Origin of the sequence: Modestobacter versicolor (genome assembly GCF_014195485.1) — a bacterium.
GTDB classification, from domain to species: Bacteria; Actinomycetota; Actinomycetes; order Mycobacteriales; family Geodermatophilaceae; genus Modestobacter; species Modestobacter versicolor.
The window spans coordinates 414891-441271 of the sequence record NZ_JACIBU010000001.1 but is presented as its reverse complement, the minus strand read 5'-3'; the positions used below and the strand labels follow the sequence as shown (position 1 = coordinate 441271).

Genomic DNA, 26381 nt, shown 5'->3' with positions numbered 1-26381 from the left:
GGGCGAGTGCTGGTCGGACACGCCGGCAGCTCACGTCGTTCCGTCGGTGGCCCCGGCCGTGCGGTCGCCAGCCTGAGGCCTGACCAGCACCTCGGTGCCGGTGAGCAGGTCCTGAGGTGCCCGGCCGTCCCGCCGGATCGCCACGGTGCCGATGACCGCGCCGACGAGGACGGCCACGACGACCAGCGGGGCCACGACGACCAGGCCGGGCAGCTCCTCGGCCCGGGTGCCGGTCCACCGCGAGAACGCGACGGTGACGAACCAGCTGCCGGAGATGAGGAGTCCGCGCTGCAGCAGGGCGTTCCGCGAGGCAGGACGACCGTCCGCTCGCACGACCGTCGCCCGCACCAGGCGCTGTCCGGGGGTGGCGCCCCCGGTGAGGACGGGGACGGCGACGAAGACGAGCAGGAGCAGGGCAGCCGTACCGGCCAGGTCGCTGCCGCCGAGGATGCCGACGAGCAGGAAGTCGACCGACGCTGCGGTCGCGCGCCGGAGCGCACCGGACCGGCCCGAGCCCGCGACCCCGTGACCCGGTCGCGGCACCAGGACGACCGCCGGTGCCAGCAGGGCGCCGACCACTGCTCCGGAGACGTTGGCCAGGACGTCGTCCACGTCCAGGACGCGGTAGGCACAGTCGTAGAGCCCGAAGATGCCGGTGCCCTGGACCGTCTCGATCGCCACGGAGGCCACCAGCGCCGCCACGAACACGTGGAGGAGCGGCCACCGGAACGAACGCCGGAGCAGCACGCCTCCAGGAACGAACATCGCGACGTTGTACAGCAGCTGGAAGAGTGCCGGACTCGACAGGACGGAGAAACCGTCGGCCAGGTCGTCCCGGACGGCTCCCACGAACGCCAGGGGGCGCAGGTTCCTCCCCACGCACACCACGTCATCGGGCGGGGGCAGCGGGAGCAGGGTCAGCGCGACGACGAAGACGGCGTAGACGACGAACAGGTACGCACCGGCCGCGCGTCCCCGGTCCACCACACCGAAGCGCCGGTACTGGACGACCAGCACCGGGATCGCCACCACGGCGAGTGCGAGCAGGGCGAAGACCGCCCCTCGTCCGAGCTGGTCCAGGAACGCGTCCAGCACGGTCAGCACATCGGCCTCCTGGTCATGCCCGTGTCGGCCCACGAGCCACTGGTGGGCGGGCGTCGCGGAAGGTGCGGCCCGGTCATCCAGCCGTCAGGGACGACCAGGTGAGGGCCATCATCCCCACGACCGCGATGCCGGAGATCACCACCAGGAGACGGTGCTCGACCAACACCGCCACGAACTCGCGGAGGTACGCGCTGGGCCAGTAGTACAGCGCGGTCGGGCAGCCGATCGCCTGGGCATCGATCCCCAGCCGTCGGGCGAGCATCGCGGCGCGGGGAGCGTGGTAGTTGCTCGTCACGATCAGGTACGGCTCCTGCACCCCGTGCTCAGCCAGCAGTCGTGCGCTGTAGCGGAGGTTCTCCTGTGTGGTCCGTGCCTGGTCCTCGACGAGGACGTGGTCGGCGTCGACGCCGTGCCGGCGGAGCCACTCCCCCATGGCCGCCCCTTCTGCGAACGGCTCGTCCCTGCCCTGACCTCCGCTGGGGACGATGACGATCGCCTCGGCCTGCGCCTTCCGCTCCTCGACGGCGGTGACCGCCCGGCGCAGGCGCCCGGCGAGCAACGGTGGCACCTGGCCCTCCACCAGACCGGCCCCGAGGACGATCACCGCGTGCGCCCGGGCGCGACGGGCGATCCTGGCGTACAGCGCGGTGTGCACCGCGAAGACCAGGAACAGCAGACCGGCGCAGACCTGCGCGGTGAGGAGCCCCGCCGCCAGGGAACCGGTCACGGCGTTCTCGTGTCGGAGCAGCGCGACGAGGACCAGTGGGAGGCAGATCATCGACAGTCCTCCCAGCAGTGACAGCGCATTGGCCAGTGATCGACTCTCCCTGCGCAGCATCAGGACACCGTCGAGGACCAGGAGCAGTGGCAGCAGGGAGAGACCGAGCGCGACCAGTCCCCCCACCGCCAGGAGGACGAGTCCGTCGACGGTCTGAAGCACGCTGGACCATGCGGTGACCGCGGCGATGAAGCCCAGCAGGTAGTGCACCACCAGGATCACCAGGACGCCGTTGCGCAGCGATCGTGGGTCCTTCCGCAGCGACCACACGAGAGCACCCACCACGGCAAGCACCCCGAAGAGCGCGACGAGAGCCTGCACCACGAACTCGGTCCCCGGGCTCACTCACTCGATCCAAGCACCTGCGGGCGACACCTGCGGCCGGCGTGCAGGACTCGATCGACCGGGTGTCCGGTGACTCGGTCGCCTACGGTGCGGACATGCCGGCCGAGACCCCGTACCGCCGCCTCGGCCACCGGGTCCGTGCGCTGCCCGGGCTCCTCGCACGGGCGCCGTGGTGGGTGCTCGTGACCATCGGCGCGGTCACCACGGCGCTGGGCGCGCTGCTCGCGGTGCGGCCCCTCAGCTCGCTGACCGTCCTGGGCATCTACACCGGCATCAGCTGCGTGGTCTCCGGCCTCGGTGACCTCGTCGCCCGCCACGCCGATCGCGGCAAGTTGTCCCTGCTCACGGGGGTCGGCTGGGTCCTCGCCGGCGTGGCGGTGCTCGCCTGGCTCGGCCGGAGTCTGCAGTTGCTGGGTCCCTTCGTGGCCGGGCTGCTCGTCGTCAGCGGCGCCGTCCGGCTGCTCGACCTGCGCCGCGGCTCGGCCAGGGAACGGCTGATCGGGGGCGCGTTCGGGCTCTCCGAGATCGCGTTCGGCGCCGTGGCGTGGGTGTGGCCGGACGCCACCCTGCTGGTGATCGCCCTCCTGTTCGGGGTCCGCACCGCCGGCTTCGGCCTGTCACTGCTCTGGCGCGGGGCCCGGGCCGCGCGTCACCCCTCCTCGGCCACGGCCGACGCCGCGCCCCGGCGCACGCGTTCGCCGGTCCTGCGCTGGGGAGCTGCGGCCGGGGTCCTGCTGGTGGCGGGCACGACCCTCGTGGTCAGCGAACAGTTCCGGCGGGGCCTCCCGGTGCTCGACGGCTTCTACGACGCACCCGACGACGTCCCCGACGAGCCCGGACAGCTGCTCCGCGCGGAGCCCTACGACGGCGAGCTGCCGCAGGGCCTGGTGGCCCACCGCATCCTCTACACGACCACCGCCGACGACGGCGTCCCCGGCCTGGCGAGCGGCGTGGTCGCCGTTCCCGCCGAGTCCGCGGGGAAGCCCGTCCCCCTGATCGCCTGGGCCCACGGCACGGTCGGCGTTGCGCGGGCCTGCGCGCCCAGTCTGGGGCGCTACGCCATCACCCCCGAGGGCATGCCGGCCATGGACGCCCTGGCCCGCAACGGGTGGGGGATGGTCGCCACCGACTACATCGGCCAGGGGACGGAGGGGGACTTCCCCTACCTGATCGGGCAGGGCGAGGGCCGCTCGGTCCTGGACTCCGTGCGGGCCGCGCACCAACTCGACGGCCTCTACCTCGCGCCCGAGACGGTGGTCTGGGGGCACTCCCAGGGCGGGCACGCCGCGCTCTGGGCCGGACAGCTCGCCCCGACGTACGCACCCGACGTCGACGTCGTCGGGACAGCGGCGCTGTCGGCCGCGAGCGACCCGCTGGCGCTGGCCGAGCTCGTCACCTCCCACCCCGGTGCCCTGGGCGCCAGCCTGGGCATCTCCTTCGTGCTCGCCGCGTACAGCTGGACCTACCCCGACATCTCGCTGGACGACGTCAACCCGGCGGCGCGGACGCTGGTCGAGGAGGCGGCCGCCCGGTGCACCGGCGACCCCGGCACGATCCTCACCGTCCTCACCGGCGTTGCGGTCTCCCGGGACACGCCCATCCTCCGTGCCGATCCGGCGACCGGGGCGGTCGGCCGACGGCTGCGGGAGAACGTGCCGTTGGGCCCCTGGCCCGCACCTCTGTTCATCGGCCAGGGCACCGCCGACGAGGTCATCGTCGCCCGGCTGCAGGACGACTACGTGGCCCGGCTGTGTGCCGCCGGACGGCCGCTGCAGTACACGACGTACGCGGGGAGGAACCACATGGGCGTGCTCGAGCCCGACTCGCCGCTGAACGCCGACCTCGAGCAGTGGACGAAGGACCGGCTCGCCGGCCTGCCCCAGGCGAACACCTGCTCGTGACCGCCGCAGCATGACGCGACCGTGAGCCGCGTCCGCGGACCTGTAACGGTGCTGTCGTCGGCCGGGCCATAGCCCCCGTGCATGCGTGCTGTGCAGATCACCCGCTTCGGCGGCCCCGAGGTCATGGACGTCGTCGACCTGCCCGACCCGGTCCCCGGGGACGGCGAGCAGCTCTTCGACATCCGCTCCGGTGGGGTCGATATTGCGGATACACACCACCAGCTGTCGGCCAACTGACATGGCGCGCCGCACCTCACCATCACCGGGGTGGGCCCACAGAGCTCGGCGCACGAGTACTCGCGGCTGTCAGCCGTCACGCTGACGTCGGACAGGCCGGCCCGGGCTCAGGTCAAGTCGATGGAACGGCACGTACAGGTGCCAGACCGGAGTTGATGCTCCGGTCGGCCTTGGCACCTTCTCGCCGTTCGTCAGTGGGACCGGACGCGTCGAAAGGCCCACAGTCGTACCGCGGAACGTGACGCCGCTCAGGCGTTCCGCGAACGCCGGAAAGCCTCGAAGAGCGCTTCGCGAGCCGACTGGGTGAGCGCGTCACCGTCGGTGCCGCGCAAGACGGCGGTTCGACTCAAGGCGATCGTTGCGCGCACCTGGTCGAGGTAGTTCGTGCAGCCGACGCAGACATCGAGATGGTGATCGAAGTCTGCGCGAGCCGCTCTCGGGAGGTCGTCCTCGATGTAATCGGTCACGATCTCGACGAACTCGCGGCAGTTCAACGACCCCCTGTCGACGACGTCGGGGTCAGGTCCGGTCATCGAGACGCCTCTCGAACGCGCCACTGAGCTTCGAACGCCCTCTGTGCAGCAGGGCCCGCTGAACGGCGTCGGTCATCTCCAGAACCGCGCCCACCTCCTCAGCAGCCCACCCGTGCACGTCCCGCAGCACCACCACGCTCGGCTGCATCAGAGGTCACTGGTGCAGGACGGTCATGACGTCCCCACCGACCTCGTCGCTGGCGAGGCGATCCCCCGTCACGACGTCCCAGGCGAAAGATACTGCCGCCACCGGTCGACCGCGGCGTCAGCGACCGTCATCGAGGTACTCCTCGAGCGCGAGGCGCACCTTCGAGCGGGCCCGGTGCAGGAGGACCCGCTGGTTGGCAGCGGTGAGGCCCAGGTAGGCGGACACCTCGTCGGCCGTCCACCCGTGCACGTCCCGCAAGGTCACGACCTCGCGCTGCCTGGGTGTCAACGCGTCGATCGCGGCGCGCACCTTGTCGAGGGTCTCCTGGCCGACCAGCCGCCTCTCCGGGAGCGTGTCCCAGCGTGTCGGGTAGCTCGCCCACCAGTGCGGGAACTCGGGATCATCGACTCCTCTGAACCGCTCGGGCGGCACCGCTCCTCCCCAGGAGTCCCCGGCGCCGCCGGCGGAACTGAACGGCACGCTGCGTCGCTCCCGGGCACCCCGCGTCCTGGCCTTGTTCAGCAGGATCTGGAACAACCAGGTCTTGAAGGACGAGCGGCGCTCGAACCTGTCGATCCCCTGGATCACCGCCAGCCACGCGTCCTGCACCACCTCCTCAGCCACCTGGCGGCTGCTGACGTGGAGCATGGCCACTCGCAGCAGGGCCGCGCTGTGGTGATCGAGGACGTGTGCGAAGGCAGCCTCGTCCCCGGCCTGGAGCGCCGTCACTAGAACGTCGTCGTCCTCGAAGGTCCTCGACCGACCTCGACCTGACGGTGCGGTGGCTCCCGTCACCGGTCGCAGCCCGACGGTGCACCCAGGAGCCGCGCGTCGCGCCGCGGTCCCCACCCGTGGCCGCGACCGTCCGGCACTGCCGTGCCAGCTCGCCCACCGGACTGACCGTGGACGCACCGGCCGCTCAGGCGCATCCCCAGGACGTCGTCATCGCCACGGCCCGTCACCGCGCCGGACCCCGATGACCGCATGGGTGCACTCTTCCAGCCTCCCGGCAGACGAGGTGCGTCCGCGCGAACGGGTGTGGTGCCGCGCGCCGGGCCGGGCTGAGCAGCGACGCCCCTCGAGGACGGCGGGACACCGGCACACGGGCCCTGACCCCGCGCCAGCTCCCCGGCGTTCCACCTCGAGGGGCATGTCCCGCCGGTCCCCTCCCGGCGGCGCGACCACCCTCCTCTCCGGAGGAGGTGCGGGAGTCTCGCGCGGCGTCGGGACACGACCGGCGCCCTCGAGTTCCGTGGCCGTGTAACGCAGGCGGACATCGGCATGTCTCACCGACATGCGGATCGAGAACGCGACAGTGCTCGTCACCGGCGCCAACCAAGGCTCGGGCCGGGAGTCCGCCCGGCAGTCACTCGAGCACGGGGCCGACACGGTGGCAGGCATGGACGAGGTTCTCACCGACGCCGACATCCGGGTGGTCGGGGCAGAGCTCGCTTCCCCGCCGTCGGCTCTGTGCGCGCCCTGCCTCGGCGTGGCCGACCGGCGAGCGACACCGTGACGCAGGCCCGACCCGGCCGCGGACGCGGGGCTCGCGTCGACCCGCTCCCGGACGCGATCCCGGCTGTGCTCACGTGTTCTCACTGACGACCGGGGCGGCGCTGCTCGCCGTCGCGTCGAGCATCGGCTACGGCGTGGGCGACGTCCTGGCGGGAGTGGCCGTCCGTCGCCACACAGCGTCGTCGGTTGCCCTCTGGGTGCAGCTGCTCGCGGTGGTCATGTTGACCGGTGGGGTGTTCCTCCAGCGGCCGGAACCGACCGTGCCTGGCCTGGTCTGGGGTGGCGTGGCCGGCGTGCTCGGAGCCCTCGGCGTGCTGGCCTTCTACACCGCACTGCAGAACGGGCCGACGTCGATCGTCGCCCCGGTGTCCGGCGCCGGTGTCGTGATCCCGCTCGTCGGCGGGCTGGTGACCGGCGAACAGCTCAGCGTCAGCGCGATCGTCGGGTTGGTCGCCGTCGTCGCCGGGATCCTGGTGATCGCCCTGCGGAGCGACAACGCTTCCCACACGACCGACATCTGGCCGCGACGACCACTGGGCGCCCCCGGACGATCCCAGGTGGCCCCCGTCCACGACCAGTGCAGGCCCTTCGCCTACGCACGCCCGGCGCTGGCTGCGGTGCTGTTGTCCGTGGTGGCGGCGGTCGGCTTCGGGTCCTTCTTCATCATCGTGGACGTGGCCATCGCGAGCGCTGCGCCCACGTCTGACGATGGCTTGGCCCTGGCCACGGCGCTGCTGGTGGCACTGGCAGTGCAAGCGGGTTCCCTGCTGGTCACCGTGCTGGCCGCGAGCCGTCACACGTTGCGGTGTGTACGTCCGAGTGCACGGCTGCTCGGCGTTGCCGGGGCGATCGCCGTGCTCGACGTCGCCTCCGACGTCGCACTGACGTACGCGATCGGCGTGGGCCCGCTGGCCGTGGTCGGCCCGCTGGGGTCGCTCGACCCGGTGGTCGCGGTGCTCATCGCCGCCGTCTTCCTGCGCGAACGCGTCAACCGCTGGCAGCTGGTCGGCGTCGCGCTGGCGCTGGCCGGCATTGGGCTCGTGTCCTCCTGAGCCCGGCGGTCCCGGCGCCCCTCAGTTCACGATGCCGACGGCACGAGGTCGAGCCACACCTCGCTCATGGTGGGGAAGCTCGGGATGACGTGGCGCAGCCTCTCGAGGGGCACGCGCCCCACGACGGCGACCGACGCGGCGTGCACCATGTCGGCGACGTCCTGACCGACGAACGTGGCGCCCACGAGCACGCTCGCGTCCTGGTCGACCACCAGGCTCACGCGCCCGCGGTAACCATCGGCGTGCAACTGGGCTCCGAGCACCTTCCCGAGGTCCGCCTCGACCACCCGCGCCCGTATCCCCCGCCCGACCGCCTGCGCGTGGGACAGGCCGACCGAGGCGACCTCGGGGTCGGTGAACAGGACTCGGGGCACGGCGTAGGAGTCCGCTTCCGCCAGGAAGTCCGGCTCTGCCCCCTGGCTCCGCGCCGCGATGGCGGCCGCTGCGACCCGGGCGTGGTAGCTGGCCTGGTGAGTGAAGAGTGCTCGGCCGTTCACGTCGCCGATCGCGTACAGCCAGTCGCTCCCCGGTACCCGCATGCTGTCGTCGACCTCGACGATCTCGCCGGGACGGAGTCCCGCCGCCTCCAGACCCAGGTCCTGGGTGGTCGGCCGCTTACCGGTCGCCACCAGGAGTTCGTCGGAGACGAGGGCCGTCCCGTCATCGAGCTGGACGGCGACCTCCCCGCCGGCTGCGGATCGGTCGACTCGGAGCACCCGGACGCCGAAGCGGACGTCCACCCCGGAGTCGCGCAGGCCCTCCAGCACCAACTCGCCGGCGAACGGTTCGAGATCGGGCAGCAGCGTGGCCCGCCGGCTCAGGACGACGACCCGTTCGCTGCCCAGCGAGCGCCAGGCCTGTGCCAGCTCGAGTGCGACGGCCCCACTGCCCAGGACGGTGAGCCTGCGGGGCGCCCGTCGGGCCGACGTCGCCTCTCTGTTCGTCCACGGGCCGGCCTGCGCCAGCCCTGGCACGTCCGGGAACGCGACCGTGGAGCCCGTGGCGACGATGACGGCGAGAGTCGCCGTCAGGACCAGCCGGCCGTCCGCCGTCTCCACGACCACCCGACGCGGGCCGTCGAGACGACCGTGTCCGCGGACGAACGTCGCGCCTGCCCCGGTGAACCCCTCGACCAACCCGCTGTCGTCGCGGTGGGAGATCACCTCGTCGCGATGTGCGAGGACGGCTGCCGCCTGGAGCGGACCGCTGATCACCTCGTGGGCGCCGGGCAGTCGGTGAGCCGAACGGAGTGCATGGCCAGCTCGGAGCATCGCCTTGCTCGGTACGCATGCCCAGTTGAAGCACTCCCCCCCGACCAGCTCGGACTCGACCATCGCGACGGAGAGCCCCGCCCGGAGCAGCGCAGTGGTCGCATCCTCCCCACCAGGTCCCGCACCGACGACGATGACGTCATGGGTGTTCGACGCGGGCCCCACCGAGCTGGATGTCATACCCGTGGTGTCTCCCCCACCTCTGCGGGCGTTACGGCCGTGGCGGGAGGGAGTGGTCGCTGCCCCCAGGATTCATCGGCGGGCCGCGTGCCGCGGGAGTGTCGGTCCGCGGCTGCTGCACGGATCATCGTCCTCGTGTCCGCCCTCGTTCTGGGCGTACTGGCGCTCCTCGCGGGCAGCTGGTGGGTGGTCGTAGCAATGGCACTGCTCATCGCGAGTCGCCTGGTCATCGCCGACGCGGGGAGCCGGCAACCGACCTGAACACCGGTCATCATCACCGAGGTGGCGCCGGCCGGCCCCTCCCGGAAAGCCGGGGAGGAACCCCCGGACCACCTGCAGGAGATCCCGTTCGGCCGCACCCGCCACTGGGTGCGGTCCGACTGGGTGCTCCCGCGGCATGAGGCGCGGACCACTCGATGCCCTGAGCTCCCGGTAGCCGCATCTCTTGGGACGAGCCGGGACGCGCGTCGAGTCGCCGACGCGACCAGCGCGAGCGGTGGTGACCCCCGTGGGGGGCGACCACCCTTCGACGCGTTGTTGCCGGTGGGCTCGGCCCCCCAGCTCTCGTCAGCAGACGTCTGCCACCAGCAGGACCCCCTGTGAGCTGGCCCCCTAGGTTGGGCTGCATGCGTGCTGTGCAGATCACCCGCTTCGGCGGCCCCGAGGTCATGGACGTCGTCGACCTGCCCGACCCGGTCCCCGGGGACGGCGAGCAGCTCTTCGACATCAGCTCGTCGGGCGTGAATTTTGCAGATACTCACCAGACCGAGGACACCTACCTCGCCAAGCAGACCCTGCCGCTCATCCCGGGCGCGGAGTTCGTCGGCACCCTCGCCGGCGGCGGCCCGCGGGTGGTCGGCCTGGTCGGCGGCGGCGGGTACGCGCAGAAGGTCGCCACCAACCCGCGGCTGACCTGGCCGGTGCCCGACGCCGTCACCGACGAGCAGGCCCTCGCCGTCGTCCTGCAGGGCGCGACCGCCTGGCACCTGCTCAGGACCTCCGCGCACCTGGCCTCCGGCGAGTCGGTCGTGGTCATCGCCGGCGCCGGCGGGGTCGGCTCGCTCGCCGTCCAGCTGGCGAAGCGCTGGGGCGCGGGCCGGGTCATCGCCACCGCCTCCAGCCCGGAGAAGCGCGCCCTGGCCGAGTCCCTCGGCGCCGACGCCACCGTCGACCCGGCGCTGGCCGACGACGACCCGAAGGCCTTCACCGCTGCACTCCGCGAGGCCAACGGCGGCAGGCGCGTCGACGTCGTCCTGGAGATGACCGGCGGGAACGTGCTCGACGGGTCACTGTCCGCGCTGGCGCCGTTCGGCCGGCTGGTCGCCTACGGCATGGCCGGCCGGGAGGCCCCCAAGCCGGTCAACGTCCCCTCGCTGATGGGCACCAGCCGGGCGGTCATCGGCTTCTGGCTGGCGCACTGCTTCAGCCGCCCGGAGATGCTGGACGCCGCGATGGGCGAGCTGCTCCCCCTCGTCGCCGACGGCGCCCTGCAGCCGGTCTCCGGCGGCCGCTACCCGCTGACCGCCGTCCGGGAGGCCCACCAGGACCTCCGCGCCCGGCGCACCAGCGGCAAGCTCACCCTCGACCCCGCGCGCTGACACCGCGGGCCGGGCCACCCCGAACGGAGGAACCGCTCAAGCACTCCCCCGGCGACGCCGTTGCAGGGGCATGGAGGACTCCCGGGGCGTCGCGTGGCGCGTGGTCCCGATCGCCTGCGCGCTGCTGGCCGTCCCCACCGTCCTGGCCCCGGACAGCCCGACCGCCTCGGTCACCTACCTGGCCGCGCTGGTGCTGGTCGTCGGCGCGGTCTGGCGCGGTGCCCTGCAGCTGCACGGCGGCGCCCGGCAGCCCTGGGTGCTGCTCGCGCTGGCCGCCACCGCCTGGCTGGCCGGCGACACCGTCCAGCGGGTGTACGACGCCGTCGGGCTGAGCACCGACTGGGTCGGCCTGCCCGACCTGTTCTGGCTGGCCTCCTACCCGCTGATGATCGCCGCGGTGGTCGGCATGGTCCGCAGCCGGGGCATGTCGCGCACCCAGCGCGTCGAGATGCGGCTGGACGTGTTGGTGGTCGCGGTCGCCGCTGCCGTCAGCTCGTGGCAGCTGCTCGTCCGGCCGGCCTACAGCACCGACACCGTCTCGCTGACCACGCTGGTCGGCGCCCTCTACCCCCTCGCGGACGTCGCCGTCTTCGCGCTGGCCCTCACCCTGCTGCTGGCCCCCGGGCGCCGCGGCGTGCCCACCGCCCTGCTGATGGCCTGCTTCGTGCTGACCTTCCCGATCGACTGCGCGCAGGCGCTGCTCCCGCTGTTCGCCCCCGGGCTGGACGGCGCGCACCTGGACGGCGCCCTCACCGTCGTCAACGGCCTGCTCGGCGCGGCCGCGCTGCACCCGCGGCGGGCCGAGCTGACGACGGCGCCCACTGCGCGCGGCTCGGCACCGCTGGACCGCTGGCGGGTGCTCCTGCTGGGGGTCTCGCTGGCCGCGGTGTCGCTGACCTCCGCGCTGGCCTCCGGCTGGCAGGCCGTCGTCCCCTCGCTGGTCGCGACCCTGGTCGTCACCGCCGCCGTGGTGCTGCGCTTCTACCGGGTCGTCCGGGAGCGCGAACGCGCCGAGGCGGCCCTGCAGTACCAGGCGCACCACGACCAGCTCACCGGCGCGGCCAACCGGACGCTGCTCATGCGGCGGCTCACCGACGACCTCGCGACCGGCGCGACCGCCTCGCTGGCGCTGGTCTTCATCGACCTCGACGGGTTCAAGCCGGTCAACGACGTGCACGGGCACCAGGCCGGTGACGTCGTGCTGCAGGCGGTGACCTCCCGGCTGCAGGCGCTGGTGCGCCAGGCCGACACCGTGGCCCGGGTCGGCGGGGACGAGTTCGTCTTGCTCTGCCCGGGCACCGACGAGGACGGCGCCCAGACGCTCGCCCGGCGGATCGCCGAGGCCGTGGGCCGGCCGGTGCCGCTGGTCGGCGACCACGGCGCCACCCGGGTCCAGGTGCAGGCCAGCGTCGGGGTGCTGGCGGTCACGGCCGAGCGGGTCGCCGGGCTGCGGGCGGGTGCGGCGGACGCCGAGCGGGTCACCGCCCGGGTGGCCGACGACCTGCTCCGCTCGGTCGACGCGGCGATGTACGCCGCCAAGCGCGACGGTGGCGGCGTCCGCACCGCCGAGCTGGCCGGGGTCTGAGCCCTACAGCAGCCGGTTGGTCCAGAGCAGCGAGGCGACGATGCCGAGGAAGGCGAACAGCAGGCCGCCTCGGACGAACCACGGGCTGATGTCCTGCGGCTCGGTCGTGTAGCCGATCTGGCTGCCCAGGTCCTCGTAGACCTGCTCCAGCTCCTGCGCGGTGGCCGCCTCGCTGTAGCTGCCGCCGGTGTCGTCGGCGATCTCCTCCAGCGTCGAGCGGTCGACCGGTACCGGCACGGTCTCCCCGTTGAGGTCAAGCGTGCCGTAGTCGGTGCCGAACGCGATCGTGGAGACCGGCACCTGGGCGGCGTTGGCCGCGTCGATGGCCTGCGTCGCCTCCCGCCCGACGGTGCTGTAGCCGTCGGACAGCAGCACGATCCGGGCCGGCGGCAGCTCCTCGCCCCCGGCCTCCAGGCTGGCCTGGAAGTTGGTGATCGCGGTCAGCGAGGTGAAGACGGCGTCACCGATCGCGGTCGCCTCGGCCAGCTCCAGGTTGTCGATGGCGGTGGCGACCTGGTCGCGGTCGGTGGTCGGGGTGACCAGCGTGCTCGCCGTCCCGGCGAAGCTGACCAGTCCCAGGTTGATCCGCGCCGGCAGCACGTCGACGAACTCCTTGGCCGCCTGCTGCATCGCGCTGAACCGGTCGGGCTCGATGTCGGTGGCCCGCATCGACAGCGAGACGTCGACGGCCATGATCACCGTCGCCCGCTCGCGCGGCACCCGCACCTCGGTGCTCGGCTGCGCCAGCGACACGACCAGCACGGCGAGGCCCAGCGTGACCAGGCCGAAGGCCACGTGCCGCCGCCAGCCGGCGCGCTTGGGCACCAGCGAGCCGAGCAGCGCCACGTTGGTGAAGCGCGCGGCGTACCGGGCCCGGCGCAGCTGCAGCAGCACGTACAGCCCGAGCAGGGCGGCCACGGCCAGCAGGGCCGCCAGCCACCACGGGGACTGGAAGGTCATCGGGAAGCTCCTCCGCTGCCGGCACGCCGGCGCTCTGCCACGAAGCGGACGACGTCGGACAGCCAGTCGCGGTCGGTCTGCAGCCGCAGGTGCCCGGCCCCGCACCGGCGCAGTGCCGTGGCGACCTCCCGGCGCTGGGCGGCCGCGCCCTCGGCGAAGCGGCGGCGCACCTCCGCGTTGCCGGTCGGCACCTCGAGGGTCTGCCCGCTCTCCGGGTCGACGACGGTCAGCAGGCCCACGTCGGCCAGCTCCAGCTCGCGGGGGTCGACCACCTCGATCGCCAGCAGCTCCTGCCGGGCCGCCAGCCCGCGCAGCGGGCGCTCCCAGTCGGAATCGCCCAGGAAGTCGGAGATCACCACGACCAGGCCGCGCCGGCGCGGTGGCCGGCGCAGCGACTCCAGCGCCGCGGCCAGGTCACCGCGGCGCCCGCTCGCGGCCCGCGGGGTGGCCACCACCGAGCGGAGCAGCCGGTCGGCGGCCATCCGCCCGGGCACCGCCGGGTAGCGGTCGACCCGCTCCCCGGTGGTGACGACGGCGCCCAGCCGGTTGCCGCCGCGCACGGTGAGGTGGCTGACCGCGGCGAGCCCGGCGATGGCCAGGTCGCGCTTCTCGCAGTTCGCGGTGCCGAAGTCCAGGCTCGCCGAGAGGTCGAGCACCGCCCAGGTCTCCAGCTCGCGGTCGGCGATGGTCTCCCGGACGTGCGGCACCTGGGTGCGCGCGGTGACCGGCCAGTCCATCCGCCGGACGTCGTCGCCCGGGTGGTACGTGCGGGAGTCACCGGCCTCGCTGCCCGAGCCCGGCACCAGCCCCAGGTGGTCGCCCTGCAGCAGCCCGTCGAGCCGGCGGCGGACGGTCAGCTCGAGGCGCCGGAGCAGCACCTCGGCGTTGCTGCCGTCACCGAAGTGCGGTGGCGCGCCGTCCGCGGCCGACCGGCCGGCCGGCGGCCCGTCGTCCTGCTGCGCCTCCGAGGGGCCGGTCACACCGATCCGTCGGGCCGGTCAGCCGGGGAGGCCGCCGAGGCGCCCGTGCCCGGCTGCCCGTTGGGCTGCCCGTTCGACGGGCCGGTGGGCTGACCGGGGCGCTGCTGCTGGCCGTACTGGCCGAACTGCGGCTGCTGCCCGTACTGCTGCTGCTGGGGCGGGCCGAACTGGCCCGGCTGGCCCTGCGGCGGGCCGAACTGGCCCGGCTGCCCGTACGGCCCGGGCTGCCCGTTCGGCTGGCCGTTGGGCTGCCCCTGCGGCTGGCCGTTCGGCGCACCGCCGTTGGGCGGGCCGAAGGAGCCGCCGCCGAACCCGGGCACCACCGGACCGCCCGGGCTGCCCGGGCCGTAGCCGCCGGAGCGCTGCCGCGGGGTGACCTGCGGCAGCGGGACGCTCTGCACCACGCGCTTGACGATGTGGTCGGCCGGCACGCCGTCGGCCAGGGCGTCGTAGGAGAGCACCAGCCGGTGCCGGAGCACGTCGCCGGTGACGTCGAGGACGTCCTGCGGCAGCACGTAGTCGCGGCCGCGGATCAGCGCCAGCGCCCGGCTGGCGGCGATCAGGCCCAGCGAGGCACGCGGGCTGGCGCCGTAGGAGACCCAGTTCGCGACGTCGGCCATGCCGTGCTCGCGGGGCGCCCGGGTGGCCACCACCAGCCGGACGACGTAGTCGACCAGCGCGTGGTGGACGAAGACCTCCGAGGCGGTGCGCTGCAGCCGGCGGACGTCATCGGGGCCGAGCACCGTCTCCGCGGACGGCGGGTTCGAGCCCATCCGGTAGATGATCTCCCGCTCCTCCTCCGGGCTCGGGTAGTCGACGAGCACCTTGAGCAGGAAGCGGTCGCGCTGGGCCTCGGGCAGCGGGTAGACGCCCTCGTTCTCGATCGGGTTCTGGGTGGCCAGCACCAGGAACGGGTCGGGCAGCTTGTGGGTGACGCCGCCGATGGAGACCTGCCGCTCGGCCATGACCTCCAGCAGCGCCGACTGCACCTTGGCCGGCGCGCGGTTGATCTCGTCGGCGAGCACGAAGTTGGCGAACACCGGGCCGAGCTCGGTGTCGAAGGCGTCCTGGCCGGACTTGTAGATCCGGGTGCCGAGGATGTCGGCGGGCACCAGGTCCGGGGTGAACTGCAGCCGGGCGAACTCGCCACCGACCACGCGCGCGAGGGTCTCGACGGCGAGGGTCTTCGCGACGCCGGGCACACCCTCCAGGAGCACGTGCCCGCGGGCGAGCAGGCCCACGAGCATCCGCTCGACGAGCCGGTCCTGGCCCACGATGACCCGCTTGATCTCGAACAGCGCGCGCTCCAGGCGCGCCGCGTCGACCGAGGGAGGGGTGGGCTGATCGGAGACGGGCGGGCTGCTGGCAGCGGTCACACGAGCCAGTCTCCTACACCTGGCTGTGCGGGCCACCGGACGCCGGGCGGGCCGGTCGCCGTCCCCCGATCGTGCGGTCCCCTGCCCACGAGGGGCCGGGGCTGCTAGCCTCGTCCGTGCGTCGGGCAGCTCCCCCCGTGGCTGCCCGACGCCCTCATCTGCGCGGTCGAGGCACTGCCTCCCGCGCCTCGGATCAGCCGGTCGGCCGCACCGCGCCGAAGTAGTCGCCGCCGTACCACATGTTGCTGATCCTGACGACGTCACCGCTCTGCGGGGCCTGCACGACCTTGCCGCCGCCGAGGTAGAGCGCCACGTGGTAGATCGAGCTGTAGGCGCTGCCGCTGGCCCAGAAGACGAGGTCACCGGCCTGCAGGTCCTCGCGCGCCACGGTCTGGCCGCGGAACCGGTACCACTGGTCGCGGCTGGTACCGCCGATCTGGATGCCGGCCTGGGCGTAGGCGTACTGGGTCAGCCCCGAGCAGTCGAAGCCCCAGATGTCGGTGTCCGGCGGGATGCCGTAGCTGGGCCCGCCGCTGCCGCCGCCGCCCCAGGAGTAGGGCAGCCCGAGCTGGGTCTTGGCCGCCGCGATCGCCGTCTGCACCGCGCCGCCCGAGGGCACGCCGGCGGTGGTGCCCTGCGGCGGTGCGGGCACGCTGACCGGCGGCTTGACCGTCGAGGCACCCGTGCCGGCCGACGACCCGGACGACGAGGACCCGGACGACGCCGAGCCGGACGACGACCCGGACGACGAGCCGGCCGGCCGCGAGGTGCTGGCGCGCGCAGCTGCTGCGGCCTGCTGCGCGGCGGCCGCCTCGGCAGCGGCCCGCTGGCCCTGCAGCGCGGTGAGCGTCTGCTCCGCCGACGCCAGTCCCGCCTCGTACTGCTCCTGCTGCTCGGCCAGCGCACCGGCCTGGCTGCGCGCCGCGGACTCCTGCTCCTGCGCGGTCGCCAGCAGCGTGGCGGCCTCGACCTTGAGCGTGTCGGCCTGGGCGACGCTCACCTGGGCCGCCTCGTCGGCGGCGTTGGCCTGCTCCTCCAGCACGGTGAGCTGGGCGACGACGTCGACCCGGTGCTCCCCCACCGCGTCGAGCAGGGCGGCCCGCTCGAGCAGCTCGGCGGGGCCGCCGGAGGTCATCAGCGCCAGGGCGCCGGCGTTGGTGCTGCCCTGCATGTAGCTGTCCCGGGCGAAGGCGGCGACGTCGTCGCGGCCACCCTGCAGCTCGACCTCGGCCTGCGCGGCGGCAGCGGCGGCGGCGGCGGCCGCGGCGCGCGCCTCGTCGTAGGCGGCCTGCGCGTCCTCGTAGTCCTGCAGCGCGATGTTGGCCGCGGCCGAGGCGTTGGCGGCGGCGGACTCCGCCGCGGCGAGCGCGGCGCTCACCTGCCCGACCTGTGCGGCAGCGGCCTGCCGGGCCTGCTCGGCGGCGCTGATCTGGGAGTCGCTGGGGTTGACCGGGGCGGCCGAGGCGGTGCCGGGCGCGAGGCCCAGCCCGACCGCGGTGACGGCGGCGACGCCGACGACCCGGGTCGCCCAGCGGCGGCCCGCCCGGCGTCCCGTGGTGCTCTGCTGCGTCCTGACCTGCGTGTGCACTGTCCCGACTCCTCCGTTGCCCGGCGCCCAGGGTTCGTGGCGGCGCCGGTCTCGACCAGTCCCGGCACACCCGTCGGGGTGCGCTCTCCCGGGTGTGATCGACGCGATCGGGTGAGGCGCGTAGAGCTGCGGAGGACATCTCCCCCCTCGGGGGGAGGTCAGGGGCTACGGACGGTCACCTCGGTGAGGTGCTGGAACGGCCCCGCGAGGTGAGTTGCTGGAACGGCCACCCTTCAGGGGCCCGCGCCGAGCTCGCGAGGCGTGGGGGGAAGGGTGGTCCTTCTAGTTCACCTGCTTCTCGGCTCCGGACCAGAACGCCTCGCGGAGCTTGAACTTCTGGATCTTGCCGGTCGCCGTCCGCGGGATGGCGTCGCGGAACTCCACCCGCTTGGGCGCCTTGTACCCGGCCAGCGAGCCGCGGACGTGCGCGATGATCTCCGCCTCGGTGACCTCGGCCCCCTCGGCGCGCACCACCAGCGCGGTGACCATCTCGCCCCACTTCTCGTCGGGCACGCCGATGACCGCGACCTCGGCGACGGCGGGGTGGCTGAAGACGGCGTCCTCCACCTCGATCGAGGAGACGTTCTCCCCGCCGGTGATGATCACGTCCTTCTTGCGGTCGGAGATGGTGAGGTAGCCGCCCTCGTCGAGGGTCCCGCCGTCGCCGGTGTGGAACCAGCCGCCGTCGAGCGCCTCGGCGGAGGCGTCCGGGTTCTCCCAGTAGCCGGCCAGCACGGTGTTCCCCCGGGCCAGCACCTCACCGCTCTCGCTGGTGGTGATCCGGGTGCCGAGCGCGGGCACCCCGGCGCGGGAGAGCGCCTTCGCCCGGGCCTGCGGGTCCAGCCCGTCGTACTCCGCGCGCGACCGGTTGATCGTCAGGAGCGGCGCGGTCTCGGTGAGGCCGTAGATCTGGTTGAACTCCCAGCCGAGCTCCTCCTCGACCCGGGCGATGGTGCGCGAGGGCGGCGGCGCGCCGGCGACGATGATCCGCACCCGGTCACGGCCGGGCACCGGGCCGTCCCAGTCGGCGGCGGCCTCCAGCACCGCGTTCCACACCGCGGGCGCCCCGGCCATCAGCGTGACGCCGTGCTGCTCGACGCGGCGGAGGATCTCCGCGCCGTCGACCTTGCGCAGCGCCACCTGGGTCACGCCCAGGCCCGCGCTGGTGTACGGCAGCCCCCAGCCGTTGCAGTGGAACATCGGCAGCGTGTGCAGGTAGACGTCGCGGTCGCTGACCTGCATGTGCATGCCGAACGTCGTGGCGTTGACCCAGATGTTGCGGTGGGTCATCTGCACGCCCTTGGGCCGCGCCGTCGTCCCGCTGGTGTAGTTGATCGTGGCGGTGGCGTCCTCGTCGGGCTCGCGCCACGGCGCGGGCTCGGTCTCGGGGCGCAGCAGCCCGGACTCGTACTCCTCGCCCAGCAGGAACCGGTGCGGGACGTCGATGCCGGCCAGCTGCCCCTCGATCTCGGGGTCGGCCAGCAGCACGCTGGCGCCGCAGTGCTCGACGATGTAGCTGAACTCCCCGGGCGAGAGCCGGAAGTTGACCGGCACCAGCACCCGGCCGGCCGACGGGACGGCGTAGAGCAGCTCGAGCAGCCGCGCGGAGTTGTGGCTCACCACGGCGACCCGCTCGCCCTCGCCGACGCCCAGCGCGTCCAGCCCGGCGGCGATCGCCCGGGCGCGGCGCGCCAGCTCGCGGTAGCTCAGCGAGCCCAGCGACGTGGCGGGCTGGGTCGGCTCGTCGACGACGCCGACCCGGTCGCCGTAGACCAGCTCCGCCCGGTCGAGGAAGTCACGGGTGGTCAAGGGCACGCGCATTGCCGGCTCCCTGGTGCCTGGGCCGGCTGCGGTGCCGGCCGCGGAACGTGGTCGCCGTCACGCTAACCGGCCGCTCCTCAGCCGACGAGTGGCCCCGGCGCAGGCCGGAAGCTCAACGGCGGCTCCGGCGGGGTGCCGGTGACGATCGCCTCGGCGCGCGCCCGGATCGCCTCGATCCGGTTGGTCGAGGTGAGCACGTAGAACTGCCCGCCGGTGATCGCGTCGACGACCAGACCGGCCACCTCGTCCGGCGGCCGGCCTGCGGCGAGCAGCTCGTCCATCCGCGCGGCCGACTCCTGGTCGACCTCGCGGCCGGTGGCCGGACCGGCCGAGGCCGGGCGGTTGCGGTCCGAGGAGCCGAACCGGGTGGCCACCGGGCCGGGGCAGAGCACCGAGACCCCGACCCGGGCGCCGACCTCGCGCAGCTGCAGGTGCAGCGCCTCGGACAGCGCGACCACGGTGTGCTTGGACGGGCCGTAGACCCCCAGCGTGCCGGCGAACAGCCCGAACACCGACGCCGTGTTCACCACGTGCCCGGCGTCCTGCTCGAGTAGCACCGGCACGAAGGAGCGGATGCCGTTGAGCACTCCCCCGGCGTTGACCCCGAGCACCCAGTCGGCGTCGCCGCGCGAGATCTCCCACAGCGGGCTGTGCGGGCCGCCCACCCCGGCGTTGTTGCAGACGACGTGCACCGCGCCGAAGGCCGCCAGGGCCGCGTCGCGCAGGGCGTCGACCTGGTCGGCGTCGGACACGTCGGTGACCACCGTGCGCACCCGGGCGCCCTGGTCGGCCAGCCCGGCGGCCGCGGCCTCGAGCGCCGGGCCCTCCACGTCGGCCAGCACGACGGCCATGCCCTCGGTGGCGAACCGGCGGCTCAGCGCCAGCCCGATGCCGCTGGCCGCACCGGTGACGACGGCGACCCGGCCCGGACCGACGGGGGCCGGCATGGCGCCGGTCACCCGGGACCCTCGGCGGTCAGCTGGGCGCGCAGCCCGAGCATGTCGGCGACCGCCCAGTGGTCGACCAGCAGGCCGTCCTCCAGCCGGACGACGTCGATCACGGCCCAGGTGACCGCCCGGCCGGTGGCCGGGACGCCCATCCACTCCCCGCGGTGCGTGCCGGCGAAGGTCTGCCGGGTGACCACCTGGTCCCCCTCGGCCACCATGTCCTCGATGGTCACGTGCAGGTCGGGGAAGGCCGCCCGCATCGCGCGGAAGGCGGCCTTCCCGGCCTCCGGCCCGCTCGGTGCCCCCGGCGGGGCCGAGTGGTTGACGAACCGCGGCGACCGCACCGCGTCGGCCACCGCCTCGTCGCCGCCGGTCTTGAACTCCTCGATCCAGCGGCGGACGACGGCCTTGTTGCCCTCGGTGCTCACCCGCGGGCGAACGACGGGTCCGGCGCCGCCTGCGTGGCGCCGGCCGGGCGCCGGGTCAGCTCGCTCTCCGGGATGGTCAGCGGGAAGTGGCACGCCGCCTGGTGGCCGGGCAGCAGCTCCACCAGCTGGGGCTCCTCCTCGGCGCACTTGAGCTGGGCGCGCGGGCAGCGGGTGCGGAACCGGCAGCCGCTCGGCGGGTCGACCGGCGACGGCGGCTCCCCGGCCAGCGCCACCGGCTTGTTGGCCCGGCCGGTGGCCGGGTCGATCCGCGGGATCGAGTCCAGCAGCGCCGAGGTGTAGGGGTGCAGCGGCTGCCGGTAGATCCCGTCGGCCGGTCCGATCTCGGCCAGCTGACCGAGGTACATGACCGCCACCCGGTCGCTGACCTGCTTGACCAGCGCCAGGTCGTGGGCGATGAACAGGTAGGAGAGGTTGAGCTCGCGGCGCAGCTTCTCGAACAGGTTGAGCACCTGGGCCTGGATGAGCACGTCGAGGGAGGAGACCGCCTCGTCGCAGATGACCAGGGCGGGGTCCAGGGCGATCGCGCGGGCGATGGCCACCCGCTGGCACTGGCCACCGGAGAGCTCGTGCGACCGCCGCTTCGCGTACTGCGAGGGGTCCAGGCCGACCAGGTCCAGCAGCTCCTCGACCCGGCGCTTGCGGCTGCTCGCGTTGCCCTCGCCGTAGCCGACCAGCGGCTCCTCGACGAGCTCGGAGATCCGCCAGCGCGGGTTCAGCGAGCCGAACGGGTCCTGGTAGACCATCTGCATCTGCCGACGGGCCTGCTTGAGGTCCTTCCGGCGCAGCGTCATCAGGTCGGTGCCCTGGAACTCGACCTCGCCGGACTTGGGCCGCGGCGCCTGGATGACCGAGCGGGCCAGGGTGGACTTCCCCGACCCGGTCTCCCCCACCACGCCGAGCGTCTCACCGGCGTAGACGTCGAAGGACACGTTGGACACGGCGTGGACGACCCCGCCCTTGACCCCGCCGGCGCCGCGCACCGGGAACTCCTGCACGAGGTTCCGGGCGCGCAGCAGCGGGGTCTTCGACGGCGTGGACGGGCCCTGCGGTCGCTGGTCGACGGCGGTCACTGGGCGGCTCCCTGGTCGTGTGCGGTGGACTGGTGGGCCGCCTCGGTCGCCGGCGTCAGGGCGGCCGTGACCGCGGGGGCCGTGTCGAGCTCGGTGCCGGCGGGGTGCCAGCAGGCGTACGAGTGGCCCGGCTCGTGCTCGAGGAACGGCGGGTGCTCCAGGCACTTGTCGGTGGCGTTGGAGCACCGCGGCCGGAACGGGCAGCCCTTGGGCAGCGCGCTGAGGTCCGGCGGCTGCCCGGGGGTGACGGGCAGCATCGAGTGCGGCTCGCGCTCCAGCGCGGGGATCGCCCCGAGCAGGGCGCGGGTGTAGGGCATCCGCACGTTGGAGAACAGCGTGTGGACCGGGGCCTGCTCGACCGCCCGCCCGGCGTACATGACGACGACGTCCTCCGCGTAGCTGGCCGCCAGCCCGAGGTCGTGGCTGATCATGATGACCGCCATGCCGAGCCGCTCGCGCAGCTCCACCAGCAGCTCCATGATCTGGGCCTGGGTGGTGACGTCGAGGGCGGTGGTCGCCTCGTCGGCGATGAGCAGCCGTGGGTTCCCGGCCAGCGCGATCGCGATCATCACGCGCTGGCGCATGCCGCCGGACAGCTGGTGCGGGTACTCGTGGAAGCGCCGCTCGGGCGCCGGCAGGCGGACCAGCCGGAGCAGCTCGATCGCCCGGGCGTGCGCGCCCTTCTTGTCCAGGTCGCTGTGCGCCCGGACGGCCTCGGTGATCTGGCTGCCGATCTTCATCGTCGGGTTCAGCGACCGCGCCGGGTCCTGGAACACCATGGCGATGTCGCCGCCGCGCAGCTTGCGCATCTCCCGGTCGGGCAGCCCGATGAGCTCGCGGCCCTCGAACCGGATCGACCCGGTGATCTGCGCGGCCGGCGGCAGGAGCCCCATGAGCGCCCGGGAGCTGACGCTCTTGCCCGACCCGGACTCGCCGATGATCGCCATCATCCGGCCGGGGACCAGCTCGTAGGAGAGCCCGTTGACCGCGTTGACCCGCCGGCCCCGGCCGGTGAACTGCACCCGCAGGTCCTCGACCTGCAGCAGCGGCTCCCCGGGGCTCCGGTGTGCACCCGCCGTCGGGGACGGGTCCCCGATCACGCCCGTGGTGACCTGGCTGTCCGCGACCGGGTACGCCGCTGTCCGCTCGCTCATCGACCGCTCCATCGCGCCCGGAGGTTCTCCCCGAGGAGGTTGAAGGACAGCACGGTGACCAGCAGCGCCACGCTCGGCCAGACGACGAGCATCGGCGTCGCGGAGAGGCTGAGCTGGCCGTCGGCCACCATGTTGCCCCAGCTGGGGGCTGGGGCGGGGATGCCCAGACCGAGGAAGCTCAGCGCTCCCTCGATGATGATCACGATGCCCATGCCGAGCATGCCGAAGGTGATCAGCTGCGGGGCGATGTTGGGCGCCAGGTGCCGGAACAGCACCCGCCAGGCGGGTGTGCCGGCCAGTTCGGCCGCGGCCATGAAGGGCTGGCCCCGCAGCCGGAGCACCGCCGACCGGGCCACCCGGGCGACCGCCGGGATGCTGAAGAAGGTCAGCGCGAAGATCGTGTTGCGGATGCTCGGGCCGAGGGCCTGGGCCACCGCGAGGGTGAGCACCAGCGACGGGAAGGCGATGAGCACGTCGAGCACCCGCATGATCACGGTGTCGACGACCCCGCCGAGGTAGCCCGACAGCGCACCCAGCGTGCCGCCGAGCACCAGGCCGACGATGTTGACCGCGAAGGCGATGAACAGCGAGGCGCGGCCGCCGTGCAGCAGCCGGGACAGGATGTCGTTGCCGTTGGGGTCGGTGCCGAGCAGGTGACCGGGCGACCCGGGCCCCAGGTAGCTCTCCAGCACGTTGCCGCCGACCGGCTTGGGCAGGCCGAGCACGGTCGGACCCAGGAAGCAAGCGGCGACGATCAGCACGATCGCGCCGCCGGGCAGCCAGAGGCCCAGCTTCCCGCGCCACCGCCGCCCACCGGGGACGGCGTCGTCCTGCTCGGCGGCCGGCCGCTCCGCGACCTGCAGGGGTGTCTCAGCGAGCGCCATAGCGGATCCTCGGGTCCAGGACGGCGTACATGAGGTCGACGAGCAGGTTCGCCACCACGGCCACCAGGGCGAAGATCACCACGGCGGCCTGCACGACGACGAAGTCGCGGGTGTTGATCGCCTGCAGCAGCATCTGGCCGACGCCGGGCAGCGCGAAGATCTGCTCGATGATCACGGTGCCGCCGATGAGCGCGCCCAGGTTCAGGCCGACCACGGTGATCAGGCCGAACGACGAGTTCCGGAACGCGTGCTTGATCAGCACCTGCCACGGGCCGATGCCCTTCGCCCGGGCGGTGGTGACGTACTCCTCCTGCTGCATCTGGTCGACCAGGTCGCCGCGCAGGAAGCGGGTGTAGAAGCAGAACAGCGGCAGCCCGATCGCCGCCGACGGCAGGATCATCGGCTCGAGGTTGGCCCACAGCCCCTCGGACAGCGGGACGTACCCGATGGCCGGCAGCGCGCCCAGCTGCACCGCGAAGACCAGCACCAGGATCAGCGCCAGCACGTAGTTGGCGACCGAGAGGCCCAGCGTGCTGATCATCATGCTGATCCGATCGACGACCCCGTTCGGCTTGTAGGCCGCGAGCAGGGCCACCGGCACCGCCAGCAGCAGCGACACGAAGAAGGCCAGGAAGACCAGCTCCCCGGTGACCGGCAGCCGCTCCCCCAGCACGTCGCTCACCGGCTGCCCGCTGACCAGGGAGTTGCCCAGGTCGCCGGTGACGGCGTTGCCCAGCCAGCTCAGGTAGCGGGAGACCCCGGACTCGTTGAGCCCGAGCCGCTCCTCGAGCAGCGCGATGTCCTCCGGGGTGGCCTCCGGGCCCAGCAGCTGCTGGGCCGCGTTGCCGGGGATCAGGCTGAGCACCCAGAAGGTGAGGACGGTGACGCCGAGCATGATCGGGATGGCCATGAGCAGCCGCTTCACGACCAACCGGAGGGCCGGCGAACCGGTCACCCGGCGGAGCGGGGAGACCCGCGGGTCCCGGCTGACCGGGACCCGCGGGAGGGTGGCAGTGGTCACTGCTCCTGCCAGACCTCGTCCCAGATGACCCCGGCGTTGACCAGGATCGGCGGGATCTTCGTGGTGAGACCCGGACCGTGCACGCCGGCCGCCGAGATGTTCGCCGGGGCGAAGGCCAGGCCGAAGGGCGCGTAGAAGTTCTTCGCGATCAGCTCACCGGCCTGCCGGTACAGGTCCGCCCGCTCGGCCTCGTCGACCGTGGCGGAGGCGTCGTTCAGCAGCTGGTCCAGCGCCGGGTCGTCGACCCCGCTGTAGGGCACACCGGACTGGAAGCGGAAGCCGACGCCGACACCGGCGGCGGGGTCCCAGGCACCGGCGGTCTGCAGCATGGCCTGCCACTGGCCACCGGTGAACTCCTGGATGACGCCGGAGAGCTGGTAGTCGTTGATCTCGACGTCGATCCCGGCCTCCTGCCACTGCGTCTGCAGGGCGGTGTTGATCTGCGTGGCGACGTAGTTGCTGATCGTGCCGAGCCGGACGGTGAGCCCGCCGAGCTCCTCGACCAGCGCCTTCGCGGCGTCCAGGTCGTACTCCGGGTAGCCCTCGACCTCGGGCTCGTAGAACTTGCCGCCGGGGCCGGTGAAGCTCTGGCTGACGTCGTAGGTGCCCTTGAAGATGCCCTCGTTGATCGCCTCGAAGTCCGTGGCGCGGTAGATCGCCTCACGGGCCTTGACGTCGTTGAAGGGTGCGATCGCGGTGTTCAGCTGGATGACGTACGGCGACGTCGCCGGCTGCACGACCACCTGGAGCTGGTCGTTCTGCTGCGCCTGCTCGAGCAGCGGGGTGGTGTTCAGCCCCTCGTAGACCTGGGCCTGACCGGCCTGCAGCGCCTGGTAGGCGGGCTGGTCGCCACCGATCGACTGGAAGGTGAGCCCGTCGAGGTAGGGCAGGCCCTCCTTGAAGTAGGTCGGGTTCTTCTTCAGCACCAGCGAGGAGCTGAGCTGGTTGGACTCGACCGTGAAGGGGCCCGCGCCGACCGGCGTGATCTTGAAGGCGTCCTCGCCGAGCTCCTCGAGGGCGGTCGGGGAGGCGATCCAGTTGACGTTGCTGGCCGGGAAGGAGGCCAGGATCGCCGGGTAGGGCCGGGTGAAGGTGAGCTGGACCGTCAGCGGGTCGACCACCGAGATGCCGTTCGGGGCCAGCGGCCAGGTCGGCTTGCAGGTGCAGGGGTTGGCGAGGTCGCGCTCCCAGTTGAAGCGCACCGCCTCGGCGTCCAGCGGCGTGCCGTCGCTGAACTCGATGCCGTCGCGGAGCTTCACCGTGAAGGTGAGCCCGTCCTCGGACATCTCGGCGCTCTCGGCCTGGTTGGGGGTGACCTCGGCGTTGGAGCCGTCGTCCTCGGCCTTGAGCAGGAACAGCCCACCGAAGATCGCCTGGTTCATCGCGATGTTGGAGCCACCGGTGGTGTTGGTCGCCGGGTCCAGGCCGGCGGGCCACGAGCCGGCGAAGGAGGCGTCCTCCAGGACGGTCAGCTCACCACCGGCCACCGGCTCGCCGCCGCCACCACCGGCGGCCGGGTCGGTGGAGTCGTCGTCGCCGCCGGAACCGCAGGCGGTGAGGATCATCAGGGCCGCGGCGATCGGGGCCAGCTTCTTCATTCGTCTCACGTGGGTAGCTCCCGCTTCAGTGGGCGTCGTTGGCTGCGCGGATCCGGCGATGGCCGGTGAGCGAACAGGTGCCTCGCGGTGGTCGCGGCCGGAGTGACCGGGCTCACTGCGTCTCCAGAAGAGTCCCGTGGGACCAGCCCTCCCGCGCCCGTTGCTTCCGTCCGGCGGGAGACAATTCAGCGCCCCGTGGCAACGGTTCGATCACGATCGCCGGGACCGTTCCCAGGGCATGCCGACGACCGCGTCCGGCCCCCCGGGGAGGCGGGCCGGACGCGGT

The 26381-nt window shown here is 73.1% G+C and carries 23 protein-coding genes; 6 read left to right on the top strand and 17 right to left on the bottom strand.

All coding sequences use genetic code 11. From position 1 onward, the window contains the following. Window positions 1-30: 30 nt before the first annotated feature. Together FHX36_RS02005 and FHX36_RS02000 are read right to left on the bottom strand one after the other, a co-directional pair. Complete coding sequence (locus FHX36_RS02005) at window positions 31-1104, bottom strand: VanZ family protein (protein ID WP_146251488.1); 1074 nt, start codon at window positions 1102-1104, stop codon at window positions 31-33. Between the two features lie 73 nt (window positions 1105-1177). Beyond that, window positions 1178-2227 (bottom strand): YdcF family protein, encoded by a 1050-nt coding sequence (locus tag FHX36_RS02000; RefSeq protein WP_110550426.1) that lies wholly within the window; start codon window positions 2225-2227, stop codon window positions 1178-1180. A gap of 95 nt (window positions 2228-2322) precedes the next feature. Between FHX36_RS02000 and FHX36_RS01995 the strand changes: the two genes are divergently transcribed. Both FHX36_RS01995 and FHX36_RS01990 read left to right on the top strand, forming a co-directional pair. Then, the gene (locus FHX36_RS01995) at window positions 2323-4128 is read left to right on the top strand and encodes a lipase family protein (protein ID WP_110550460.1); all 1806 of its coding nucleotides are present in this window, start codon (window positions 2323-2325) and stop codon (window positions 4126-4128) included. Window positions 4129-4209: 81 nt separating this feature from the next. Beyond that, a complete protein-coding gene (locus FHX36_RS01990) occupies window positions 4210-4365 on the top strand; it encodes a Zn-dependent oxidoreductase (protein ID WP_110550428.1) in 156 nt (51 codons plus the stop codon). Window positions 4366-4613: 248 nt separating this feature from the next. Here the strand turns inward: FHX36_RS01990 and FHX36_RS01985 are convergent, their stop codons facing one another. Next, a complete protein-coding gene (locus FHX36_RS01985; protein WP_110550430.1) occupies window positions 4614-4898 on the bottom strand; it encodes a zf-HC2 domain-containing protein in 285 nt (94 codons plus the stop codon). Between the two features lie 265 nt (window positions 4899-5163). Next, the gene (locus FHX36_RS01980; RefSeq protein ID WP_258372554.1) at window positions 5164-5775 is read right to left on the bottom strand and encodes an RNA polymerase sigma factor; all 612 of its coding nucleotides are present in this window, start codon (window positions 5773-5775) and stop codon (window positions 5164-5166) included. Between the two features lie 565 nt (window positions 5776-6340). Between FHX36_RS01980 and FHX36_RS01975 the strand changes: the two genes are divergently transcribed. Then, the gene (locus FHX36_RS01975) at window positions 6341-6562 is read left to right on the top strand and encodes a hypothetical protein (RefSeq protein WP_181428601.1); all 222 of its coding nucleotides are present in this window, start codon (window positions 6341-6343) and stop codon (window positions 6560-6562) included. 73 nt (window positions 6563-6635) lie between these two features. Next, entirely contained in the window at window positions 6636-7613 is a 978-nt protein-coding gene (locus tag FHX36_RS01970) for a DMT family transporter (protein ID WP_110550434.1), read from the top strand. Window positions 7614-7639: 26 nt separating this feature from the next. Here FHX36_RS01970 and FHX36_RS01965 read toward each other — a convergent pair whose 3' ends face one another. Beyond that, entirely contained in the window at window positions 7640-9064 is a 1425-nt protein-coding gene (locus FHX36_RS01965) for a dihydrolipoyl dehydrogenase family protein (protein ID WP_110550436.1), read from the bottom strand. Between the two features lie 626 nt (window positions 9065-9690). Here FHX36_RS01965 and FHX36_RS01960 point away from each other — a divergent pair. Continuing rightward, window positions 9691-10662, top strand: a complete 972-nt coding sequence (locus FHX36_RS01960) for a quinone oxidoreductase family protein (RefSeq protein WP_110550438.1) — start codon at window positions 9691-9693, stop codon at window positions 10660-10662. Window positions 10663-10732: 70 nt separating this feature from the next. Then, window positions 10733-12247: a GGDEF domain-containing protein gene (locus tag FHX36_RS01955; protein WP_146251489.1), complete on the top strand. Its 1515-nt coding sequence runs from the start codon at window positions 10733-10735 to the stop codon at window positions 12245-12247. 3 nt (window positions 12248-12250) lie between these two features. Here the strand turns inward: FHX36_RS01955 and FHX36_RS01950 are convergent, their stop codons facing one another. The 12 genes from FHX36_RS01950 to FHX36_RS01895 all read right to left on the bottom strand — a co-directional run bounded on the left by FHX36_RS01950 (window position 12251) and on the right by FHX36_RS01895 (window position 26095). Then, a complete protein-coding gene (locus FHX36_RS01950; RefSeq protein ID WP_110550442.1) occupies window positions 12251-13207 on the bottom strand; it encodes a VWA domain-containing protein in 957 nt (318 codons plus the stop codon). Continuing rightward, a complete protein-coding gene (locus FHX36_RS01945; RefSeq protein ID WP_110550444.1) occupies window positions 13204-14187 on the bottom strand; it encodes a DUF58 domain-containing protein in 984 nt (327 codons plus the stop codon). The genes FHX36_RS01950 and FHX36_RS01945 overlap by 4 nt, the downstream gene beginning before the upstream one ends. Further along, window positions 14184-15563 carry an AAA family ATPase gene (locus FHX36_RS01940; protein ID WP_183513457.1) on the bottom strand — a complete coding sequence of 460 codons (1380 nt, stop codon included), beginning with the start codon at window positions 15561-15563 and terminating at the stop codon, window positions 14184-14186. The genes FHX36_RS01945 and FHX36_RS01940 overlap by 4 nt, the downstream gene beginning before the upstream one ends. Window positions 15564-15756: 193 nt before the next feature. Then, window positions 15757-17151, bottom strand: coding sequence for a C40 family peptidase (locus FHX36_RS01935; protein ID WP_343056553.1), 1395 nt, complete (start codon window positions 17149-17151; stop codon window positions 15757-15759). 282 nt (window positions 17152-17433) lie between these two features. Then, the gene (locus FHX36_RS01930) at window positions 17434-18972 is read right to left on the bottom strand and encodes an AMP-binding protein (protein WP_110551219.1); all 1539 of its coding nucleotides are present in this window, start codon (window positions 18970-18972) and stop codon (window positions 17434-17436) included. Window positions 18973-19049: 77 nt separating this feature from the next. Further along, on the bottom strand, window positions 19050-19919 hold the full coding sequence (locus FHX36_RS01925; RefSeq protein WP_146251533.1) for an SDR family NAD(P)-dependent oxidoreductase: 870 nt from the start codon (window positions 19917-19919) through the stop codon (window positions 19050-19052). Between the two features lie 8 nt (window positions 19920-19927). Further along, window positions 19928-20347, bottom strand: coding sequence for an ester cyclase (locus tag FHX36_RS01920; protein ID WP_110551221.1), 420 nt, complete (start codon window positions 20345-20347; stop codon window positions 19928-19930). Next, on the bottom strand, window positions 20344-21438 hold the full coding sequence (locus tag FHX36_RS01915; protein WP_110551222.1) for an ABC transporter ATP-binding protein: 1095 nt from the start codon (window positions 21436-21438) through the stop codon (window positions 20344-20346). Before FHX36_RS01915 ends, FHX36_RS01920 begins: the two co-directional genes overlap by 4 nt. Then, window positions 21435-22592 (bottom strand): ABC transporter ATP-binding protein, encoded by a 1158-nt coding sequence (locus FHX36_RS01910; RefSeq protein ID WP_110551241.1) that lies wholly within the window; start codon window positions 22590-22592, stop codon window positions 21435-21437. The genes FHX36_RS01915 and FHX36_RS01910 overlap by 4 nt, the downstream gene beginning before the upstream one ends. After that, a complete protein-coding gene (locus FHX36_RS01905; RefSeq protein ID WP_110551223.1) occupies window positions 22589-23476 on the bottom strand; it encodes an ABC transporter permease in 888 nt (295 codons plus the stop codon). Before FHX36_RS01905 ends, FHX36_RS01910 begins: the two co-directional genes overlap by 4 nt. After that, window positions 23463-24497, bottom strand: coding sequence for an ABC transporter permease (locus FHX36_RS01900; RefSeq protein WP_110551224.1), 1035 nt, complete (start codon window positions 24495-24497; stop codon window positions 23463-23465). Before FHX36_RS01900 ends, FHX36_RS01905 begins: the two co-directional genes overlap by 14 nt. Beyond that, a complete protein-coding gene (locus FHX36_RS01895; protein ID WP_110551225.1) occupies window positions 24494-26095 on the bottom strand; it encodes an ABC transporter substrate-binding protein in 1602 nt (533 codons plus the stop codon). Before FHX36_RS01895 ends, FHX36_RS01900 begins: the two co-directional genes overlap by 4 nt. Window positions 26096-26381 lie beyond the last annotated feature (286 nt).

What these genes read in the sequence shown, in the direction of transcription:
- FHX36_RS01950 (WP_110550442.1), bottom strand. Translation starts at nt 13,207, where the DNA reads ATGACCTTCCAGTCCCCGTGGTGGCTGGCGGCCCTGCTGGCCGTGGCC.
- FHX36_RS01985 (WP_110550430.1), bottom strand. Translation starts at nt 4,898, where the DNA reads ATGACCGGACCTGACCCCGACGTCGTCGACAGGGGGTCGTTGAACTGC.
- FHX36_RS01910 (WP_110551241.1), bottom strand. Translation starts at nt 22,592, where the DNA reads ATGAGCGAGCGGACAGCGGCGTACCCGGTCGCGGACAGCCAGGTCACC.
- FHX36_RS01965 (WP_110550436.1), bottom strand. Translation starts at nt 9,064, where the DNA reads ATGACATCCAGCTCGGTGGGGCCCGCGTCGAACACCCATGACGTCATC.
- FHX36_RS01995 (WP_110550460.1), top strand. Translation starts at nt 2,323, where the DNA reads ATGCCGGCCGAGACCCCGTACCGCCGCCTCGGCCACCGGGTCCGTGCG.
- FHX36_RS01960 (WP_110550438.1), top strand. Translation starts at nt 9,691, where the DNA reads ATGCGTGCTGTGCAGATCACCCGCTTCGGCGGCCCCGAGGTCATGGAC.
- FHX36_RS01925 (WP_146251533.1), bottom strand. Translation starts at nt 19,919, where the DNA reads ATGCCGGCCCCCGTCGGTCCGGGCCGGGTCGCCGTCGTCACCGGTGCG.
- FHX36_RS01955 (WP_146251489.1), top strand. Translation starts at nt 10,733, where the DNA reads ATGGAGGACTCCCGGGGCGTCGCGTGGCGCGTGGTCCCGATCGCCTGC.
- FHX36_RS01895 (WP_110551225.1), bottom strand. Translation starts at nt 26,095, where the DNA reads ATGAAGAAGCTGGCCCCGATCGCCGCGGCCCTGATGATCCTCACCGCC.
- FHX36_RS01990 (WP_110550428.1), top strand. Translation starts at nt 4,210, where the DNA reads ATGCGTGCTGTGCAGATCACCCGCTTCGGCGGCCCCGAGGTCATGGAC.
- FHX36_RS01930 (WP_110551219.1), bottom strand. Translation starts at nt 18,972, where the DNA reads ATGCGCGTGCCCTTGACCACCCGTGACTTCCTCGACCGGGCGGAGCTG.
- FHX36_RS01905 (WP_110551223.1), bottom strand. Translation starts at nt 23,476, where the DNA reads ATGGCGCTCGCTGAGACACCCCTGCAGGTCGCGGAGCGGCCGGCCGCC.
- FHX36_RS01975 (WP_181428601.1), top strand. Translation starts at nt 6,341, where the DNA reads ATGCGGATCGAGAACGCGACAGTGCTCGTCACCGGCGCCAACCAAGGC.